At 59.9% G+C, this 20,213-nt stretch carries 16 protein-coding genes; 9 read left to right on the top strand and 7 right to left on the bottom strand.

Going from position 1 to position 20,213, the window contains the following annotated elements:
- Positions 1–31: 31 nt before the first annotated feature.
- The 3 genes from ACTJK7_RS12140 to ACTJK7_RS12130 all read right to left on the bottom strand — a co-directional run bounded on the left by ACTJK7_RS12140 (position 32) and on the right by ACTJK7_RS12130 (position 5,410).
- Positions 32–1,630: an ABC transporter substrate-binding protein gene (locus ACTJK7_RS12140; RefSeq protein WP_440780391.1), complete on the bottom strand. Its 1,599-nt coding sequence runs from the start codon at positions 1,628–1,630 to the stop codon at positions 32–34.
- 292 nt (positions 1,631–1,922) lie between these two features.
- On the bottom strand, positions 1,923–3,548 hold the full coding sequence (locus tag ACTJK7_RS12135; protein WP_064382560.1) for an ABC transporter substrate-binding protein: 1,626 nt from the start codon (positions 3,546–3,548) through the stop codon (positions 1,923–1,925).
- Between the two features lie 260 nt (positions 3,549–3,808).
- Entirely contained in the window at positions 3,809–5,410 is a 1,602-nt protein-coding gene (locus ACTJK7_RS12130; protein ID WP_440780389.1) for an ABC transporter substrate-binding protein, read from the bottom strand.
- Positions 5,411–6,294: 884 nt separating this feature from the next.
- On the opposite strand from ACTJK7_RS12130, the gene ACTJK7_RS12125 reads away from it, so the two are divergent.
- The gene (locus ACTJK7_RS12125) at positions 6,295–6,654 is read left to right on the top strand and encodes a DUF6124 family protein (protein ID WP_440780388.1); all 360 of its coding nucleotides are present in this window, start codon (positions 6,295–6,297) and stop codon (positions 6,652–6,654) included.
- A gap of 184 nt (positions 6,655–6,838) precedes the next feature.
- Here the strand turns inward: ACTJK7_RS12125 and ACTJK7_RS12120 are convergent, their stop codons facing one another.
- Positions 6,839–7,555, bottom strand: a complete 717-nt coding sequence (locus tag ACTJK7_RS12120; RefSeq protein WP_064382557.1) for an SIMPL domain-containing protein — start codon at positions 7,553–7,555, stop codon at positions 6,839–6,841.
- A 270-nt stretch (positions 7,556–7,825) separates the two neighbouring features.
- Between ACTJK7_RS12120 and ACTJK7_RS12115 the strand changes: the two genes are divergently transcribed.
- From ACTJK7_RS12115 to ACTJK7_RS12100, 4 genes are all read left to right on the top strand, one after another.
- Positions 7,826–9,088, top strand: a complete 1,263-nt coding sequence (locus ACTJK7_RS12115; protein WP_064382556.1) for an ATP-binding protein — start codon at positions 7,826–7,828, stop codon at positions 9,086–9,088.
- Positions 9,081–9,641 (top strand): response regulator transcription factor, encoded by a 561-nt coding sequence (locus tag ACTJK7_RS12110; protein WP_003221630.1) that lies wholly within the window; start codon positions 9,081–9,083, stop codon positions 9,639–9,641. Before ACTJK7_RS12115 ends, ACTJK7_RS12110 begins: the two co-directional genes overlap by 8 nt.
- Before the next feature lie 96 nt (positions 9,642–9,737).
- A complete protein-coding gene (locus ACTJK7_RS12105; RefSeq protein ID WP_064382555.1) occupies positions 9,738–11,465 on the top strand; it encodes an ABC transporter ATP-binding protein/permease in 1,728 nt (575 codons plus the stop codon).
- A gap of 132 nt (positions 11,466–11,597) precedes the next feature.
- A complete protein-coding gene (locus ACTJK7_RS12100; RefSeq protein ID WP_085654724.1) occupies positions 11,598–12,344 on the top strand; it encodes a FadR/GntR family transcriptional regulator in 747 nt (248 codons plus the stop codon).
- A 4-nt stretch (positions 12,345–12,348) separates the two neighbouring features.
- On the opposite strand, the gene ACTJK7_RS12095 is transcribed toward ACTJK7_RS12100, so the two are convergent.
- From ACTJK7_RS12095 to ACTJK7_RS12085, 3 genes are all read right to left on the bottom strand, one after another.
- The gene (locus tag ACTJK7_RS12095; RefSeq protein WP_236195800.1) at positions 12,349–12,723 is read right to left on the bottom strand and encodes a hypothetical protein; all 375 of its coding nucleotides are present in this window, start codon (positions 12,721–12,723) and stop codon (positions 12,349–12,351) included.
- Positions 12,724–12,825: 102 nt separating this feature from the next.
- Positions 12,826–13,017, bottom strand: coding sequence for a hypothetical protein (locus ACTJK7_RS12090; RefSeq protein ID WP_440780386.1), 192 nt, complete (start codon positions 13,015–13,017; stop codon positions 12,826–12,828).
- An 11-nt stretch (positions 13,018–13,028) separates the two neighbouring features.
- A complete protein-coding gene (locus ACTJK7_RS12085; protein ID WP_108559578.1) occupies positions 13,029–14,327 on the bottom strand; it encodes a phospholipase in 1,299 nt (432 codons plus the stop codon).
- A gap of 234 nt (positions 14,328–14,561) precedes the next feature.
- Between ACTJK7_RS12085 and kdgD the strand changes: the two genes are divergently transcribed.
- The 4 genes from kdgD to garD all read left to right on the top strand — a co-directional run bounded on the left by kdgD (position 14,562) and on the right by garD (position 20,052).
- On the top strand, positions 14,562–15,473 hold the full coding sequence (kdgD, locus tag ACTJK7_RS12080) for a 5-dehydro-4-deoxyglucarate dehydratase (protein WP_011332448.1): 912 nt from the start codon (positions 14,562–14,564) through the stop codon (positions 15,471–15,473).
- A gap of 61 nt (positions 15,474–15,534) precedes the next feature.
- A complete protein-coding gene (locus ACTJK7_RS12075; RefSeq protein WP_011332449.1) occupies positions 15,535–16,974 on the top strand; it encodes an aldehyde dehydrogenase family protein in 1,440 nt (479 codons plus the stop codon).
- 148 nt (positions 16,975–17,122) lie between these two features.
- Entirely contained in the window at positions 17,123–18,487 is a 1,365-nt protein-coding gene (locus ACTJK7_RS12070) for an MFS transporter (RefSeq protein WP_041475503.1), read from the top strand.
- An 11-nt stretch (positions 18,488–18,498) separates the two neighbouring features.
- Positions 18,499–20,052, top strand: coding sequence for a galactarate dehydratase (gene garD / locus ACTJK7_RS12065; RefSeq protein ID WP_064382551.1), 1,554 nt, complete (start codon positions 18,499–18,501; stop codon positions 20,050–20,052).
- The last annotated feature ends 161 nt before the right edge of the window (positions 20,053–20,213 follow it).

Genomic DNA, 20,213 nt, shown 5'->3' with positions numbered 1-20,213 from the left:
CCCTCAGCATTGCGGCTAATCGGTTTTGTGTTTAATCGATGCTGACACCCGAAAACACGTTGCGACCAAACGGGCTCACTTTGAACCCTTCGACTTTGGCGCTCAGCGGCTGGTTGACCGTCGAGTGGGCGACAGGCGTGATCGGTACTTGCTGCTTGAGCAGTTGCTGGGCCTGTTTGTAGAGCACGGTGCGCTGATCGCGGTCGGTGACGACCTTGGCCTGCTTGATCAGCTTGTCGTAAGCCGGATCGCACCACATGGAGTAGTTGTTGCCGCCGATGGCGTCGCAGCTGTACAGCGTGCCGAGCCAGTTGTCCGGGTCCCCGTTGTCACCGGTCCAGCCGATCAGGCTGATGTCGTGCTCGCCATTCTTGGTGCGCTTGATGTACTCGCCCCATTCGTAGCTGACGATCTTCACTTTCAGCCCGATCTTGGCCCAGTCGGCCTGGAGCATCTCGGCCATCAGTTTGGCGTTCGGGTTGTACGGCCGTTGTACCGGCATCGCCCACAGGGTGATCTCGGTGCCTTCCTTGACACCGGCAGCCTTGAGCAGCTCTTTGGCTTTTTCCGGGTTGTAGGCGGCGTCCTTGATGGTGTCGTCGTAGGACCATTGGGTCGGCGGCATGGCGTTGACGGCCAGTTGGCCGGCGCCTTGATAAACAGCGTTGAGAATCCCCTGTTTATTCACCGCCATGTCCAGTGCCTGGCGCACTTCGAGCTGGTCGAACGGCTTGTGGCGCACGTTATAGGCGATGTAGCCGAGGTTGAAGCCTGGCTTCTCGATCAATTGCAGTTTCGGGTCGTTCTTCAGTGCCGGCACATCGGCCGGACGCGGGTGCAGGGTGATCTGGCATTCGCCGGCCTTGAGCTTCTGCACACGCACCGAAGCGTCGGTATTGATCGCGAAAATCAGATTCTTCAGCTTCACCCGGCTCTGATCCCAGTAATGCGAGTTGCCGGTGTAGCGGATGTTCGAGTCTTTCTGGTAGCTCTTGAACACGAACGGCCCGGTGCCGATCGGCTTCTGGTTGATGTCGCTCGGCTTGCCTTCGGCCAGCAGCTTGTCGGCGTACTCGGCGGACAGAATGGCGGCAAAGCTCATGGCGATGTTCTGGATGAACGCGGCGTCGACGCTGTTGAGCGTGAACTGCACGGTCAGCGGCCCGGTCTTCTCGACCTTGGCGATGTTCTTGTTGAGGCTCATCCCGTTGAAATACGGGAACTCGGTCGGATAAGCCTTACGGAATGGCTGTTGCGGATCGAGCATGCGGTTAAACGTGAACAGCACGTCGTCGGCGTTGAAATCGCGCGTAGGTTTGAAGTACGGCGTTGTGTGAAATTTCACACCTTCACGCAGGTGAAAGGTGTACTTGAGGCCATCCTCGGAGATGTCCCAGCTGGTTGCCAGGCCCGGTACGACATTGGTCGCGCCTTTTTCAAACTCGGCCAGTCGGTTGTACAGCGGTTCGGCGGCGTCGTTATCGGTTGCCGTCGTGTACTGCGCGGTGTCGAAACCGGCCGGACTGCCTTCGGAGCAGAACACCAGACTGTTGCTGGCGGCGAAACTGGCGGACGTGGCAGCCAACAGGCCGGCGCCCAGCAATGCGGAAAAAACCAAGGTATGGCGCATGACGCTCCCTCTTTTTTAGTGTTTTTCAATGCGCCGCGATCCCGTCCAGGGACGTTGTGGCTGCATTGAGCTCAAACCAACAGCAAACCGATAGCCCACGCAGTCACTGGTCAGAACCCGACGGTAGGGGCCGTGGGTCTGGCAGTAAATGCGCTGAGTCCTAAAGACTCGTAGGAAAAGGCAACACGTCCTAACCCAACCTAGTAAGACTGGTTAGAAAAGGCTGTAGGCGAATTCCTGACTTCTCGGCAAAAAAACAGCGGCGACGCTGAAAACGTCGCCGCTGCTTCTTTTATTTGCTGACGCTGACGCCGTAGAAGGAGTTCAAGCCGAACGGGCTGATCTTGAAGTCCTGCACGTTGGCGCGCATGGGTTGATACACCGTCGAGTGAGCGATAGGTGTCATAGGGACTGCATCTTTGAGGACGTGCTGCGCCTCTTTGTAGAGTTCGGTGCGCTTGGCCTGGTCAGTGGTGCGCTTGGCTTCTTTCACGAGGCCGTCGAATTTCTTGTCGCACCATTTGGAGAAGTTGTTGCCACTCAGCGAGTCGCAACCAAACAACACGTTGAGCCAGTTGTCCGGATCACCATTGTCACCGCTCCAGCCGATGATCATCGCCTGGTTCTCGCCGCCTTTGGAGCGCTTGATGTACTCGCCCCACTCGTAGCTCTGAATCTTCACGTTCAGACCGATTTTCTTCCAGTCGGACTGGAGCATTTCGGCCATCAGCTTGGCGTTCGGGTTGTACGGACGCTGAACCGGCATCGCCCACAGGACGATCTCGGTACCTTCCTTGACGCCGGCTTCCTTGAGCAGCTGCTTGGCTTTCTCAGGATCGTACTTGGCGTCCTTGATGGTGGTGTCGTAGGACCACTGGGTCGGTGGCATGGCGTTGACGGCCAGTTGGCCTGCGCCCTGGTAAACCGAGTCGATGATCTGTGGCTTGTTGACGGCCATGTCCAGCGCCTGGCGCACGCGCAGGTCGGCCAGCGGGTTAGGCTCGTTGCTGCCCTTGACCTTGTCCATCACGTTATAGGCGATGTAGCCCAGGTTGAAGCCGGCCTGGTCAGGCATCTTCAGCGCAGGGTCGGCTTTCAGTGCCGCGAGGTCGGCCGGACGCGGGAACAGGGTGACCTGGCACTCGTTCTTTTTCAGCTTCTGGATACGTACCGACGGGTCGGTGGTGATAGCGAAGATCAGGTTGTCGATCTTCACGTCTTCAGGCTTCCAGTAATCCTTGTTGCCGGTGTAACGGATGTTGGAGTCTTTCTGGTAGCTCTTGAACACGAACGGGCCAGTGCCGATCGGCTTCTGGTTGATGTCGGCAGCCTTGCCTTCCTTCAGCAGCTGGGCTGCGTACTCGGCGGACTGGATCGACGCGAAGCTCATGGCCATGTTCTGGATGAACGCGGCGTCGACTTCTTTCAGGGTGAACTTGACGGTGTGGTCGTCGACTTTATCGATCTTGGTGATGTTGGTATCCATCCCCATGTCGGTGAAGTACGGGAATTCGGTCGGGTACGCCTTACGGAACGGGTCATCCTTGTTAATCATGCGATTGAAGGTGAACAGCACGTCGTCGGCGTTGAACTCACGAGTCGGCTTGAAATACGGGGTGGTGTGGAACTTGACGCCTTCACGCAGGTGGAAGGTGTAAGTCAGGCCGTCATCCGAGATGTCCCACTTGGTCGCCAGACCAGGAGTCACGGCGGTGCCGCCACGCTCGAACTGGGTCAGACGGTTGAACATGGTTTCGGCTGAGGCGTCGAAGTCGGTTCCGGTGGTGTACTGGCCTGGATCGAAACCGGCCGGGCTGCCTTCGGAGCAGAACACCAGGTTAGTCGCAGCGGTGGCGAAAGGTGCGGAGGCTAACAAGCCTGCGCCGACTAAAAACGGAATGACCGCGTGTTTAAGCATGTTGGCCTCATGATTTGTTGTCATTTTTTAGTAGTGAGGTACGACCTCGTGAGTCGTGCCTGCGGATACTTATGCAGGGCCCATACCCAATGCAAGATCCAGAGCGCTCGGCGGCGTCAAAGCGTGGCACGAACGTACCTTAATGTCGCATCCGTATAACTTCTGACGCATTTGACCGTTTGCGGCCGGTTTTTACGGTGCAAACGGGGCCCCAAAACGGTGCGTTGGTCACGTTGTGCGCGCCGGAATGGGGCCGGGTGTTACTTATTTATACCCACGCCATAGAAGGGGGTTAGACCGAACGGGCTGATCTTGAAATCGGTGACTTCCTTGCGCAGCGGCTGGAACACCGTGGAGTTGGCGATCGGCGTGATCGGCACCTGCTGTTTAAGGATGAGTTGCGCCTGTTGATACAGTTTTACCCGTTGCGATTTATCGGTGGACACCTTGGCCTGCTGCACCAGCTTGTCGTAGGCCGGGTCGCACCATTTGGCGTAGTTGCTGCCTTTCACCGCCGCGCAGCTGTAAAGCACCCCCAGCCAGTTGTCCGGGTCGCCGTTGTCACCGGTCCAGCCGTAGATCATCGCGTCGTGCTCGCCGTTCTTGGCGCGCTTGATGTACTCGCCCCATTCATAGCTGACGATGTTGGCCTTGATGCCGATTTTCTCCCAATCCTGCTGGATCATCTGAGCCGACATCCGCGCATTCGGGTTCGAGGCACGCTGCACGGTCATGGCCCAGAGATTGATGGTTGTACCCGGTGCAACCCCGGCTTCCTTGAGTAGCGCTTTGGCTTTTGCAGGGTCGTGCGGCGCGTCCTTTATGTTCGGATCGAACGACCATTGCGCTGGCGGCAAGGCGTTCTGCGCCAGCTGTCCGGCACTCTGGTAAACCGCCTTGATGATCGCCGGTTTGTCGATGGCCATGTCCAGCGCCTGGCGCACTTTGAGCTGATCCAGCGGCGGATGGGTGGTGTTGTAGGCGAGGAAGCCGAGGTTGAAACCGGGTTGCTTCAACACCCGCAGGTTCGGGTCTTTTTCCATCACTTCGATGTCGGCGGGGCGCGGGTAACCGCTGACCTGGCATTCGCCGGTCTTGAGCTTTTGCAGGCGTACGGCGGCGTCCGGGGTGATCGAGAACACCAGGTTGTCGAGCTTCACGTCTTCCGGTTTCCAGTAGTCCTTGTTCGCGGCGTAGCGGATCTGCGCGTCCTTCTGATAGCGCTTGAACACGAACGGGCCGGTGCCGACCGGTTTCTGGTTGAGGTCTGCTGCTTTGCCTTCCTTCAGCAATTGGGCGGCGTATTCGGCCGATTGCACCGAGGCGAAGCTCATGGCGAGGTTTTGCACGAACGCGGCGTCGACATTGTTCAGGTTGAAGCGCACGGTGTTGTCGTCGAGTTTTTCCACGGATTTGATCGTGGTGTTCAGGCCCATGTCGGTGAAGTACGGGGACTCGGCGGGGTAGGCCTTGCGAAAGGCGTTCTCCGGGTCGAGCAGGCGCTGGAAGGTGAACAGGACGTCGTCGGCGTTGAAGGTTCGGGTCGGGGTGAAGTAGTCGGTGGTGTGGAATTTTACGTTTTGGCGCAGGTGGAAGGTGTACTGGAGGCCGTCCGGGCTTACGTCCCATTTGGTCGCCAGACCGGGTTCGACTTCGGTGCCGCCGCGTTTGAATTGGGTGAGGCGGTTGAAGACGGTTTCGGCGGAGGCATCGAAGTCGGTGCCGCTGGTGTATTGGCTGGGGTCGAAGCCGGCGGGGCTGGCTTCGGAGCAATAGACCAGGGTTGTGGCTGCGTTGGCGATTGGGGTTATGGCGGTCAGGGCCAGGGTTATTAGAAGTGGTTTGAAGGTGAATCGATCCATGGAGTCCCCGGGTGCACTGGAGGTAGTTGTGGGGAGGAGGGTAGCCGGGGTTTCGGTGGGCGCGGAAATATCGTTTTTCTAGGTGAGGTGTCTATCTCGGTATATCTGGGGTGATTGTGTGCATATCCGATGCTGCGGTAACGGCTTCTTATGGTTCCGCCCTTACGGCGGGTCACTTTTTACAAACGCCTAAAAAGTAACCAAAAACGCTTGCTCCTACGTTCGGCCCCTCGCTGGGGCTCGGGGTTCCTTCGCTACGGGATTCATCCGGGGGCATCGCCTCCGGTTTGCTTCGCTGCACCTCCTCTCGATGTGTTTGGCTTCGCCAAACGGTCGCTGCGCTCCCACCCCCGGATAAATCCCTCCACTCAGCCTTCCGACGTCGCCCGAAGATCAAAAGCGGTACTCGAGCTAACGCTCATCGTGTTGAGTGGTGGGAAGCGAGAAGCGGGAAGCCGAAATCAGAAAGCGGAAAGCTGAATGCAACTGCGGACTGCTTGATCGTTCCCACGCTCCGCGTGGGAATGCAGCCCGGGACGCTCCGCGTTCCATTTTCGGATGTTTAAGGATGTGTGGGATTCACCGAACCTTCCCACAATTTTTTCAGGTTGTCCGTCGGAACCACGATCCCTAGTCTTTGGTTGTCGCAGAAAACTCTGTGATTGGGTGTGAGAACCCAGGCAAGCGAGTGTTATTAAAACGTCAGTCCGACCATAATTGCCGCCAGCTTTTGCTGCCTGTAATTGATTTATGGCGGCTGTGTGCGGGCAGGCTTTGGTCTGGCCGGAATCTCCTTGCCCGGTTTCTCACCCCGCACATAGCTGCCACCTCTTCGCCGCGTGAGAACGGCATTGGGTGGCTTCAATTCAGCAAGGAGTTAATCAATGAACAAGGTTGTCCCCGACCCACCCCTCGAAACACCCACACCCCTCGAAGAAGCCATGCGCGCCGAAGACCTCGCCCGCAACCGCGAAGCCATCAAACGCGCCCTCGACTATTACCTGTGCCCCAATCCTTCCAAACCGCGCCCGAGCACGATGTATATGGTCACACCCAACGTCGACACCGAAAGCCTGCTGGCCAATGCCTGCGAGTCCCTGGCGTCGGCCAGTACCATCGCGAGCAATTTCGCCAATGAGCTCAGCGGACCACAACGCAGTACGGCGCTCGGTATCCAGCAGATCATCATGCTGGCCGAGCTTGCAGTGAACCGCGCGCTGGACCGGGTTGATCCGCGAGCTTGAGACCGCGTCATCGTTCATCGCGGGCAAGCCCGCTCCCAAAGGGTCGTGCGCGATTTCAATAAATCCGCAGAACTGGTGGGAGCTGGCTTGCCAGCGATGACGGCAGAGCTGACAACTCAAATCCCGAGCATAAAAAAACCGGCGATCATCACTGATCGCCGGTTTTCATTCAGCCGTTACTCAATCACGGCATCAACACTTCAATCGAGCCATCGGCCGTGAGGCTGACCTGGCTGGTGCCTGCTTCAACTTCAGGCGTGACGGGCGCCGAATCCATGCCGGCAGCTTTCATCATCATCGGGGCGCGCATGTACGGTTGCGGGAAGCCGTTGCTGTTGAGGTTCAGGTTGACGATTTTGTAACCCTTGCCGCCCAGGGCGTCGGTGGCCAGTTGGGCGCGGGCCTTGAAGGCGGTGACGGCTTCTTTGAGCAGTTGGTCTTCGCTGGCCTTGCGGGTCGGGTCGGCGATGGCGAAGTCCATGCCGCCCATTTTCAGGTCGGTCAGCAGTTCGCCGGTGAGTTTGGACAGGGCGGCGAAGTCGGCGCTTTCCAGGCGCAGTTCGGCGCGTTCGCGCCAGCCGGTGATTTTCTGGCCCTTGGTGTCGTAGATCGGGTAGCTGTTGCGGCTGCCCTGGCGCAGGGTGATGTCTTTGACCTGCTTGGCCTGGGCCAGTGCCTTGTTCATGGTGGTGCTGACGTCGGCGGCGAGTTTGCCCGGGTCAGTGTTCTGTTCTTCGGTGTAGAGGGTCACGATCATCAGGTCGCGGGCCACTTCCTGGCTGACTTCGGCGCGCAGGGAAATCTGGTTGTAGTGCAGCTCATCGGCGGCCAGGGCCGGAAGGCTGGCGACGCTGCCGACGGTCAGGGCGAGAAGGGCGGCGCTGCGGCGAAATGTGTGCATGAAAGCTCCTTGATGAGGGCGCAGGTGATGGTTCGGGGGCCTGCGTGAAACCATCAGACTCTAGCGTTTATGATCCGGTTCGCCCAGTTACAACTTCTATACAGATGACAAGGCCAGCGATGAGATTCAGCCGCAAGCTTTTGCTCGTAGCTTGAAGCTCGCAACTTGCAACTGCTTTTTGGTGTGGTCGTTTGCCGCACTTTCGCCTCTCAAGCCCGCGCCTTGGTTATACTCCGTGCGATCCGCCTGGAGCGCTCATCAGGAGAGCTCATGCTCGCCCCCGTACAACTGACTTCCGCCACTCGCCAGAACCTCTGGCGGCTGACTTTCATCCGCACCCTGGTGCTCGCCGCACAGGCCGGTTCCGTGGGCCTGGCCTACTGGCTGGAACTGTTGCCGTTGCCGTGGGTGCAACTGGTGATGACCCTCGGCTGTTCGATTCTGCTGTGTGTGTTCACCGCCGTACGCCTGCGCACTTCGTGGCCGGTGACCGAGCTCGAATACGCGCTGCAACTGGCCTGCGATCTGGTTATCCACAGTGCCTTGCTGTATTTCTCCGGTGGTTCGACCAACCCGTTCGTTTCGTATTATCTGGTGCCGCTCACCATCGCTGCGGTGACGCTGCCATGGCGTTATTCGGTGGTGCTGTCCGGTATTGCGCTGGCCTTGTACACATTGATGCTGACGCATTTCTATCCGCTGGAAACCCTGCCGGTCGCCCGGGAGAACCTGCAGATCTACGGCATGTGGCTGAGTTTTGCCCTCGCGGCAGCAGTGATCACCTTCTTCGCCGCGCGGATGGCCGAAGAGCTGCGCCGTCAGGAAGAATTGCGCGCGATCCGCCGTGAAGAAGGCCTGCGCGATCAGCAATTGCTGGCCGTCGCGACTCAGGCCGCCGGTGCGGCCCATGAACTGGGCACACCGCTGGCGACCATGAGCGTGTTGCTCAACGAAATGCAGCAGGATCACCCCGACCCGATGCTTCAGGAAGACCTGAAGGTGCTGAAGGATCAGGTAAAACTCTGCAAGGAGACCCTGCAACAACTGGTGCGTGCCGCCGAAGCCAATCGCCGGATGGCGGTGGAGATGCAGGATGTCACCGAGTGGCTCGACGAAGCGCTCAATCGCTGGCACCTGATGCGCCCCGAGGCCAGTTATCGCTTCCAGCGTCTGGGCCAGGGCCCGTTGCCGCGGGTGGCGCCGCCGCCGGATCTGACCCAGGCCTTGTTGAATCTGTTGAACAACGCCGCCGATGCCTGCCCGGAAAACCTTCAGGTGACCCTGGACTGGACCGCCGAAGACCTGACCATCAGCATCCGCGATCATGGCGCCGGTGTGCCCCTGGCCATCGCCGAGCAGATCGGCAAACCGTTTTTTACCACCAAGGGCAAAGGTTTCGGCCTGGGCCTGTTTTTGAGCAAGGCCAGCGTGACACGCGCCGGCGGCTCAGTGAAACTCTATAGTCATGAGGAAGGCGGCACGCTCACCGAGCTGCGCCTGCCCCACGGCGCCCGAGGAGAGCAACATGAGTGACGAAATCCAAGTCGAAGGCGAAGAACTGCCGCATTTGCTGCTGGTCGATGACGACGCGACCTTCACCCGGGTGATGGCCCGTGCCATGGCTCGCCGTGGTTTCCGCGTCAGCACCGCCGGTTCCGCCGAAGAAGGTCTGACCATTGCCCAGGCCGATCTGCCGGACTATGCCGCGCTGGACCTGAAAATGGACGGCGATTCCGGTCTGGTCCTGCTGCCGAAACTGCTGGAACTGGACCCGGAAATGCGCGTGGTGATCCTCACCGGTTACTCGAGCATCGCCACGGCGGTTGAAGCGATCAAGCGCGGCGCCTGCAACTATCTGTGCAAACCGGCGGATGCCGACGATGTGCTGGCAGCGCTGCTGTCCGAACACGCCGACCTCGACAGCCTGGTACCGGAAAACCCGATGTCGGTTGACCGTCTGCAATGGGAGCACATCCAGCGTGTGCTGACCGAGCACGAAGGCAATATCTCCGCCACTGCCCGCGCCTTGGGCATGCACCGCCGCACCCTGCAGCGCAAACTGCAGAAGCGCCCGGTTCGTCGCTGAACCTGCGCTGAACGACCATCGCCAGCCCTCGCGATAAAGCGCACCGATCATCTATGATCGGTGCGTGTCTGTTCTTTTCTTTATCGAGCCTTTTTCATGAATCAGAACGCTGAATATTCCGCGGTCAACGATACTGTGCGCGGGCAGTTTTTTCGCAAGGTGTGGGCCATGACCACGCCTTACTGGCGCAGCGAAGAGAAGGGCAAGGCCTGGACGTTGCTGATCGCCGTGATCGCGCTGACGTTGTTCAGCGTGGCGATCTCGGTGTGGATCAACAGTTGGTACAAGGATTTCTACAACGCCCTGCAGAAGAAGGACGAGGCGGCGTTCTGGCAGTTGATCCTGTATTTCTGCGGCATTGCGGCGGTAGCGATCCTCGGCGCGGTGTATCGCCTGTACCTGACGCAGATGCTGACCATCCGCTGGCGGGCATGGCTCACCGAGAACCATTTCAAGCGCTGGCTCGGGCACAAGAACTATTACCAGCTGGAGCAGGGCGGTTACACCGACAACCCTGACCAGCGGATTTCCGAAGACCTCAACACCTTCACCAGCAACACCTTGAGTCTGGCCCTGGGCCTGATCCGCACGGTGGTCAGCCTGGTGTCGTTCTCGATCATTCTGTGGGGCGTGTCCGGCAGCATCGAGGTGTTCGGCGTCGAGATTCCCGGCTACATGTTCTGGTGTGCGCTGCTGTACGCGGCGGTCGGCAGCTGGCTGACGCACCTGATCGGTCGACGCCTGATCGGCCTGAACAACCAGCAACAACGCTTCGAAGCCGACCTGCGTTTCTCCATGGTGCGGGTACGTGAGAATGCCGAGAGCATTGCGTTGTACAACGGCGAACCGAACGAGAATCGTCGTTTGAGCAATCGCTTCGGTCTGGTCTGGCACAACTTCTGGGACATCATGCGGGTGTCCAAACGCCTGACGTTCTTCACCTCGGGTTACGGCCAGATCGCAATCATCTTTCCCTTCATCGTCGCGGCCCCGCGTTACCTGACCGGCAAGATCGAGCTGGGTGAGCTGATGCAGATCAACTCGGCGTTCGGCAACGTGCAAGAGAACTTCAGCTGGTTCATCAACGCCTATGCGGACCTCGCCGCGTGGCGCGCCACCTGTGATCGTCTGCTGAGCTTCCGTCAGGCCATGACCGACAACGAAGAACGTGCACCGGCCATCGACGTGCAGAATCAGGGCGATGAGCTGAAGGTTCATAACCTCGGCCTCGATCTGGCCGACGGTCGTCACCTGCTGACCAATGCCGACATGACCGTGGAGGCGGGCGAGCGGGTGATGCTCAGCGGTCGTTCCGGCAGCGGTAAATCCACTCTGTTACGGGCGATGGGCCATTTGTGGCCGGCGGGGCACGGCAGCATTCGCTTGCCGGCCTCGCGTTATCTATTCCTGCCACAGAAACCGTATCTGCCGATCGGCACCCTGCGCGATGCCTTGAGTTATCCACAACCGGGCGACACCTACGCGCCCGAGCGTTATGCACAAGTGTTGGAAACCTGCCGCTTGCCACATCTGGTGGCTCGACTGGACGAAGCCAACCACTGGCAGCGCATGCTTTCGCCGGGCGAACAGCAACGTCTGGCCTTCGCCCGTGCGCTGCTCTACGCACCGCAATGGCTGTACATGGACGAAGCGACGTCGGCGATGGATGAGGAAGACGAAGCCACGTTGTATCAGGCGTTGATCGACCAGTTACCGGGCCTGAGCATCGTCAGCGTCGGCCATCGCAGCAGCCTCAAGCGCTTCCATCCACGGCATGTGCGGATAGACAGTGGTCACCTGGTTGAGCAGAACGTGACCGCCTGATATGTCCACACAAACCCTGTGGGGGGCTGGCTTGCCGCCTCCCACAGGATTTGTGTGGAAACGGAAAGTGATCGTACAACCCGCTTGAGCTATGATGCCCACAAGCCGAACTTTCGAGACAAGATGCAGACCATGGAAAACCCGATCGACACCCCGCGACTCCCTCGCAAGCGCCGCAGCCTGGCTCAGGAACTGGTGACGGTGCTGACCGAGCAGATCCGCGACGGTCTGCTCAAGCGCGGCGACAAGTTGCCAACCGAGTCGGCGATCATGGACGCCCACGGCGTCAGCCGCACCGTGGTGCGCGAGGCTATTTCCCGGCTGCAGGCGGCGGGGCAGGTGGAAACCCGTCATGGCATCGGCACCTTCGTGCTCGACACCCCGAGCCCGAGCGGTTTCCGGATCGACCCGGCCACCGTGGTCACCCTGCGTGACGTGCTGGCCATTCTCGAACTGCGTATCAGCCTCGAAGTCGAATCCGCCGGCCTTGCCGCGCAGCGCCGCAGCACCGAGCAACTTGCTGCGATGCGCGCGGCCCTTGATGCGCTGAATGACAGCGTGGCCCACGCCAGCGATGCAGTGGCGTCGGACTTCCAGTTCCATCTGCAAATCGCGCTGTCCACCGGCAACCGCTATTTCACCGACATCATGACCCACCTGGGCACCAGCATCATTCCGCGCACGCGGCTGAACTCGGCGCGCCTGGCCCATGACGATCAACAGCACTACATGAGTCGCCTGAGCCGCGAACACGAAGAAATCTACGACGCCATCGCCCGTCAGGATTCCGATGCCGCCCGCGCGGCCATGCGCCTGCACCTGACCAACAGCCGCGAACGGCTGCGTCAGGCGCATGAAGAGGCGCAGGCGCAGGGGTGAGAAATCAGGCTTCGATGTAGAGTTTCAGCGGCTCCGAACAAGGCTCCAGACTGGACTCGTCGGCAAACTTGTAACGCAGTTCGACGACGCTGTTCAGGTACTTTTCCAGTTCGAATTTCGGGATGCTCAATTCGATTCCGGTCAGGCCGACCATGTCATCCAGTGCGTCATCCCAGACGCCGGTCGGTTCCGACAGCCCCTGCCATTCAGGTTCTTGCGGATCATCGCCGAGGATCGGGTACACATCCCAGTTCGGCGGTGTGTTCTGGCCATCGGGTACACGAACGATCAGGTCGTCATCCAGCGTCGACAGCCGCAGGATGATCGAGTCGCTGGCGTGATCGGGAAATTGCGGAAGGTGTGCAGCGGCAAACGTCATGCTTCGTTCTCCTTGAAAGATCTGCCGCGATCCTTCGCGGCAGTCGTTGCACTTTACCCGGCGAATTCGTGAGGCGCGCCGGGGCAATCTTGTCCGGGCATTTCAGCTTCCGGGCAGAATCGAATGATCGACCCTGACCGCGAGTTTGCCGGGGCCGGGTCGGACGTCGAACGTCGCCTGGCCATGAGCATCCACCGACGCCCGGGCGATGGCCACGCCGTCGCGCAGCAATTGCAGCGGCGCGCCTTTCAACGATTGGCCCGAGGCCAGTTCCAGTTTCAATTTAATCGTCATCGAATCGCTCCTTAATTGGTGTTGCCGCTTGGGTGATAGTCCTTGAGCAGCAGGTAAGTGCTCCAGCCCCACCAGTCGTCGACGGTGGCGATGTCGTTGAGATTGTTGACATCCTTGCGCCGCAGGACTTTGTTGCCTTGAAGGCGGAATAGTGGTGAGAAGTTGTTGGCCGGATCCAGCACGGCCGTCAGATCCGGCACCCGTTGCAGCGCGTTGAAGGTGGTCGGTACATTGCCGGTTGAATACGCGGCATACACCTCGTCCGCCGAATCCTGTACCGCCCGATTCACCTGATTGCGGTTGTCGGCGTCCGTGGCGTCGAAGTAGCGCTTGTCACCGAATGCCCGCCATTGCTCGCCATGTCCGTTGCGTACCTTGAGGCCGAACTTGCTGTCTTCGTCGTGCATGAAGCGAGTGATCAGCGAGCCCAGGTCACTCGGCGTCACCGCGGCGGCCATGGCCTTGCGCGGCACCCGCAAATGTCCGGAGGAAAACAGGTCGGTGAGGTAGTGGTCAGCGAACGCGTTCATCGCGTAGGCCCGCTCCAGTTGCAGTTCGTCCTGAGTGGCGTGGGCGGCAGCGGCGGTTTGCAGGGCAACGGTGTGCCCGGCGATGTAGGCTTGTCGGGCCCATTCGCCGAAATGGTCGGCGTTGTTCGCCGCCAGTTTCAGATAGCGACCAAGAGGGAACAGCGCCGAGACAAAACTGCCGCCGCCGGTGATTTTGTTCCACTCCTCCGACAACGTATCTCCTAAAGCGTCGTAGGCCTCATGAGGTTGCCTGCCGTCCTTGATCGCCTGTTTAACCGCGTCGATCTCCTTTTGCATGATCGCAAGAATTTGTGTCGCCTCGGCCTTTGACGCCGGCAGCGCGGCCAGGGTGTCGAAGGCTGCCGTGAAGCGCTGAAGGCGATCTGCCGCAGAAGCGCCTTCGTTGATCGGCCGATCGACGACGCCATAGAAATCACCGCCCAGTGCCAGTACCTGGCCGTAGGTCAGCGCCAATCCGTTCGGCAGATGCAGTGGCACGTTTTGCGCCAGTACCGGCGCGGTATTTTCAACGAAACGCAGCAAGGTGTTATCGCCGATAGCCGTGTGTTCCGCACCTTCGAAGCGCAACTGCGGTTTGCCCTTCAAGGCGTGAGCGGGCAGGGTGGCGACGGGGGCGACATCGCTGTGCGAGTCGGCGATATGCAACAGCATATGCGGATTTTCTGCACTGAAAGCGATGCCGCCGGGGGTGAAAAGATCATCGAAACGGGCGATGACCGGTGTGGTTTTTTCAACGCATGTGGTTTGAAGACCGGACATTTCTTTCTCCTTGATATGTCGTCGGCAGGTTTTATTTAACTGTATGCATATACAGTTAAATCGAGCCTAGTCGAGAAATTTCCTACGTCAAAAAGAAATTCTGTCCGACAAAAAAAGCCCCCAGCGATGAAATGCAGTTGACGGTTATATTTTAAGTTGTACGATGACCTACAACTTCGGCGAAGGCTGAACGGTCCACTCACAAAAAAACGTTGCTACCAGGGTGTTCGAATAATGAATCCACAAGAACTGAAGTCCATCCTCTCCGCCGGCCTGCTGTCGTTCCCGGTGACCGATTTCAATGCTCAGGGCGATTTCAACCGCGCTGGCTACATCAAACGCCTGGAATGGTTGGCCCCGTACGGTGCTTCAGCCCTGTTCGCCGCCGGTGGCACCGGTGAATTCTTCTCCCTGGCTGCCAGCGAATACTCGGAAATCATCAAGACTGCCGTCGACACCTGCGCCAGCAGCGTGCCGATCCTCGCCGGTGTCGGTGGTTCGACCCGTCAGGCCATCGAATACGCTCAGGAAGCCGAGCGTCTGGGCGCCAAAGGTCTGTTGCTGCTGCCGCACTACCTGACCGAAGCCAGCCAGGACGGCGTTGCCGCCCACGTTGAGGCGGTGTGCAAGTCGGTCAACATTGGTGTGGTGGTGTACAACCGCAACGTCTGCCGTCTGACCGCTCCACTGCTGGAGCGCCTGGCCGAGCGCTGCCCGAACCTGATCGGTTACAAGGACGGTCTGGGCGATATCGAACTGATGGTGTCGATCCGTCGTCGCCTCGGCGATCGCTTCAGCTACCTCGGCGGTCTGCCGACCGCCGAAGTCTATGCCGCTGCCTACAAGGCCCTGGGCGTACCGGTCTACTCGTCGGCGGTGTTCAACTTCATCCCGAAAACCGCGATGGACTTCTACCACGCCATTGCCCGCGAAGATCACGCCACCGTCGGCAAGATCATCGACGACTTCTTCCTGCCGTACCTCGACATCCGCAACCGCAAGGCCGGTTACGCCGTGAGCATCGTCAAGGCTGGCGCCAAGATCGCCGGTTATGACGCAGGCCCGGTGCGGGCGCCGCTGACCGACTTGACCGGCGAAGAGTACGAAATGCTCGCTGCGCTGATCGACAAGCAAGGTGCTCAGTAACACACCTCTATAAACAAGGCCGCTGAGCAATCAGCGGCTTTTTGCGTCAGGAGAATGATTCGTGACCAAGCGCTATGACAACTACATCAACGGTGAATGGGTCGCCGGCAACGATTACTCGGCGAACATCAACCCGTCCGAGCTGAGCGATACCATCGGCGATTACGCCAAGGCTGACCTGGCTCAAGTCAATGCCGCCATCGACGCCGCTCGCGCTGCATTCCCGGCGTGGTCGACTTCGGGCATTCAGGCCCGCCACGATTCGCTGGACAAAGTCGGCACTGAAATCCTCGCGCGCCGCGAAGAACTCGGCACCCTGCTGGCCCGGGAAGAGGGCAAGACCCTGCCGGAAGCCATCGGCGAAGTGACCCGCGCTGGCAACATCTTCAAGTTCTTCGCCGGCGAGTGCCTGCGCCTGTCCGGCGACTACGTGCCGTCGGTGCGTCCGGGCGTCAACGTCGAAGTCACCCGCGAAGCACTGGGTGTGGTCGGCCTGATCACCCCTTGGAACTTCCCGATTGCCATCCCGTCGTGGAAAATCGCCCCGGCCCTGGCCTATGGCAACTGCGTGGTGTTGAAGCCGGCGGATCTGGTGCCGGGCTGTGCCTGGGCGCTGGCCGAAATCATCTCCCGCGCAGGCTTCCCGGCCGGCGTGTTCAACCTGGTGATGGGCAGCGGTCGCGTGGTCGGTGAAGCGCTGGTCAACAGCCCGAAAGTCGACGGCATCAGCTTCACCGGCTCCGTCGGTGTGGGTCGGCAGATCGCGGTCAATTGCGTGTCGCGTCAGGCCAAGGTTCAGCTGGAGATGGGCGGCAAGAACCCGCAGATCATTCTCGACGACGCCGACCTCAAGCAAGCGGTCGAGCTGTCGGTGCAGAGCGCGTTCTACTCCACCGGCCAGCGTTGCACAGCATCGAGCCGCTTGATCGTCACCGCCGGGATTCACGACAAGTTCGTCGAAGCCATGGCCGAGCGCATGAAGTCGATCAAGGTCGGCCACGCGCTGAAGGCCGGCACCGACATCGGTCCGGTGGTTTCGCAAGCACAGCTTGAGCAGGACATGAAGTACATCGACATCGGTCAGTCCGAAGGTGCGCGTCTGGTCAGCGGCGGTGGTCTGGTGACGTGTGACACCGAGGGCTACTTCCTCGCGCCGACCCTGTTTGCCGACAGCGAAGCCTCGATGCGCATCAGCCGCGAAGAGATTTTCGGCCCGGTGGCCAACATCGTCCGCGTGGCCGATTACGAGGCTGCGCTGGCCATGGCCAACGACACTGAATTCGGCCTGTCGGCGGGTATCGCGACCACGTCGCTGAAGTATGCCAACCACTTCAAGCGTCATTCCCAGGCCGGGATGGTGATGGTCAACCTGCCGACCGCCGGTGTCGATTACCACGTTCCGTTCGGTGGCCGTAAGGGTTCATCCTATGGCTCACGTGAGCAAGGCCGCTATGCGCAAGAGTTCTACACGGTCGTGAAGACCAGCTACATCGGTTCCTGATCTGTGGGAGCTGGCTTGTCAGCGATGGCATCACCTCGGTTTTTCAGTCAGACCGCAGTGATGCCATCGCCGGCAGGTCAGTTCCCACAAAAGAAACACCAAAGAAGATCCACCCGCGCATAAAAATAATCAGTGGGAGTACATCTACATGCAATCGTCCAAGCCGACTCACGTCCGCTATTTGATCCTGCTCATGCTGTTTCTGGTGACCACGATCAACTACGCCGACCGCGCCACCATCGCGATCGCCGGTTCCAGCTTGCAAAAAGACCTCGGCATCGACGCGGTCACCCTCGGCTACATCTTCTCTGCTTTCGGTTGGGCCTACGTGGCCGGGCAAATTCCCGGCGGCTGGCTGCTCGATCGCTTCGGCTCGAAAAAAGTCTATGCCCTGAGCATCTTCACCTGGTCGCTGTTCACCGTGCTGCAAGGCTTCGTCGGTGAGTTCGGCATGTCCACGGCCATCGTCGCGCTGTTCATGCTGCGCTTTCTGGTCGGTCTGGCCGAGGCGCCATCGTTCCCCGGCAACGCACGCATCGTCGCGGCCTGGTTCCCGACCGCCGAGCGCGGCACTGCTTCGGCGATCTTCAACTCGGCGCAATACTTCGCCACCGTGCTGTTCGCACCGCTGATGGGCTGGATCGTGTTCTCCTTTGGCTGGGAGCACGTGTTCATCGTCATGGGCCTGCTCGGTATCGTGTTCTCGCTGGTCTGGCTCAAGGTTATCCACAGCCCGCGCCAACACCCGATGGCCAACGAAGCGGAAGTGAAGTTCATCGCCGACAACGGCGGCATGGTCGACATGGACCAGAAACAAGGCAAAAAGGCTGACGGCCCGAAATGGGATTACATCCGCCAGCTGCTGACCAATCGCATGATGCTCGGCGTTTATCTGGGCCAGTACTGCATCAACGGCATCACCTATTTCTTCCTGACCTGGTTCCCGGTGTACCTGGTGCAGGAGCGCGGCATGACCATCCTCAAGGCCGGTTTCATCGCCTCGTTGCCAGCGATCTGCGGCTTTATCGGCGGCGTGCTCGGTGGGGTGATTTCCGATTACCTGCTGCGCAAGGGCCATTCGCTGACCTTTGCCCGCAAGGCGCCGATCATTGCCGGCCTGCTGGTTTCGAGCAGCATCGTGGCCTGCAACTATGTGGACGTTGAATGGATGGTGGTCGGCTTCATGGCCCTGGCCTTCTTCGGCAAAGGCGTGGGTGCGCTGGGCTGGGCGGTGGTCTCCGACACTTCGCCGAAACAGATTGCTGGTCTGAGTGGCGGCCTGTTCAATACCTTCGGCAACATCGCCTCGATCACCACCCCGATCGTCATCGGCTACATCATCAGTTCCACCGGTTCGTTCAAATGGGCACTGGTGTTCGTCGGAGCCAACGCACTCGTGGCGGTGTTCAGCTACCTGGTGATCGTCGGCCCGATCAAACGTGTGGTACTTAAAGAGCCGCCAACCAATGGCGGTTCCGAAGCCACCGGCAAATTGTCTCAAGCGCATTCCTGAGGAGCGGCGTCATGCAGTTGATTGAACATTCCGACTCGCCGCGCTACATCCGCCTGCACGAGCGGGACAACGTAGTGGTAGTGGTCAACGACCAGGGCGTTCCGGCCGGCACCGCATTTGCCGATGGCCTGGTGACGGTGGATTTTGTGCCGCAGAGTCACAAGGTCAGCCTCGTGGACATCCCCGAGGGCGGCACGGTGATCCGCTACGGCCAGATCATTGGCTATGCGTTGCAGCCGATTCCCCGTGGCAGTTGGGTCAAGGAAGATCAACTGCGCATGCCAACCGCGCCACCGCTGGACAGCCTGCCGCTGTCCACCGAAGTGCCGGCCACCCAGGCGCCGCTGGAAGGCTTCACGTTCGAGGGTTATCGCAACGCCGACGGCACCGTCGGCACGCGCAACATTCTCGGGATCACCACCACCGTGCAGTGCGTCACCGGGGTGCTGGATCACGCGGTGAAGCGGATCAAGGACGAACTGCTGCCCAAGTACCCGAACGTCGATGACGTGGTGGCGCTGACCCACAGTTACGGTTGTGGCGTGGCTATCACCGCCACCGACGCCTACATTCCGATCCGTACCGTACGCAATCTGGCGCGCAACCCGAACCTCGGTGGCGAGGCGTTGGTGATCAGCCTGGGCTGCGAGAAATTGCAGGCCGGGCAGGTGATGCACGAGGACGATGCCTCGGTGGATCTGAGCGAGCCGTGGCTGTATCGCTTGCAGGACTCCAGCCACGGTTTCACCGAGATGATCGAGCAGATCATGGAGTTGGCTGAAGTCCGGCTGAAGAAACTCGACCAGCGCCGCCGGGAAACCGTGCCGGCGTCCGAGCTGATCCTCGGCATGCAGTGCGGAGGCAGCGATGCGTTTTCCGGCATCACCGCCAACCCCGCGCTGGGTTACGCCTCGGACTTGCTGCTGCGGGCAGGGGCGACGGTGATGTTTTCCGAAGTCACCGAAGTGCGTGATGCGATTTACCTGCTGACCTCACGGGCCCAGACCAAAACCGTTGCCGAGGAATTGGTACGCGAGATGGACTGGTACGACCGTTACCTGGCCAAGGGTGAAGCGGATCGCAGCGCCAACACCACGCCGGGCAACAAGAAGGGCGGGTTGTCGAACATCGTCGAGAAGTCATTGGGCTCGATCGTGAAGTCCGGCAACAGTGCGATCAGTGGCGTGCTCGGCCCTGGGGAGCGTTTCAAGCAGAAGGGCTTGATTTTCTGTGCGACGCCAGCCAGTGACTTTGTCTGCGGCACCTTGCAACTGGCGGCGGGGATGAACCTGCATGTGTTCACCACCGGGCGTGGCACGCCTTATGGTCTGGCCATGGCGCCGGTGGTGAAGGTTTCGACCCGTACCGAACTGGCGCAACGCTGGCCGGATCTGATCGACATCGATGCCGGGCGGATTGCCACCGGGCGCGCAACCATCGAGGAGTTGGGCTGGGAGTTGTTCCACTACTACCTGGATGTGGCGAGCGGCAAGCAACAGACGTGGGCGGAGAAGCACAAGCTGCATAACGACATTACGTTGTTCAATCCGGCGCCTATCACCTGAGACCACCCCGTTGATCGTTCCCACGCTCCGCGTGGGAATGCAGCCGGGGACGCTCCGCGTCCCAACAGCGTGACGCGGAGCGTCACAGGAGACGTTACCACGCAGAGCGTGGGAACGATCAGGGTGAAAGTGGCTTATCATTAGCCCCCTAACGACGCTCA

Source organism: Pseudomonas sp. 22085 (genome assembly GCF_052045815.1).
Taxonomy (GTDB): domain Bacteria; phylum Pseudomonadota; class Gammaproteobacteria; order Pseudomonadales; family Pseudomonadaceae; genus Aquipseudomonas; species Aquipseudomonas glycinae.
This window is presented reverse-complemented; position numbering and strand designations above follow the sequence as displayed.